Annotated in this window: 1 protein-coding gene; it reads right to left on the reverse strand. The window is 51.2% G+C overall.

From position 1 onward, the window contains the following. A partial coding sequence (locus GSQ94_RS20930) for a hypothetical protein (protein ID WP_254064032.1) occupies window positions 1–316 on the reverse strand: 316 nt, incomplete at its 3' end. Window positions 317–340 lie beyond the last annotated feature (24 nt).

Below are 340 nucleotides of genomic sequence, written 5' to 3' on the forward strand. Positions count from 1 at the left end.
CCCATGGCTTGTTTGCCCATGGCAGATTGGTAGGTGTTACGAGGAGACTGTAGACGGTTAGAGCTTTATTCACCCGATACATAATTTGAGGCTGTGGCACAATACTCACCTGGTTGTGATCGGGGAAGGGGATAATGCTGGCGCAGATGCCAAGAATCATGCTGGGATGAATCTCGCAGTGCGTGTACATGTGTGTCGTAGGGTTCGTCTTCGTTCTCAGTCGCTTATTCAGGTCATCGCCAGGGTCGTCATCCATGGCAACACCTGCCTTTTGAAGTCTGTACAGCTCCAGATCCTCGGGTGTCATGCAAATCATAGACGTCTCCTCTTCCTCCGCATC

This window comes from Granulicella sp. S190 (assembly GCF_009766095.1).
In the GTDB taxonomy this organism is placed as follows: Bacteria; Acidobacteriota; Terriglobia; order Terriglobales; family Acidobacteriaceae; genus Edaphobacter.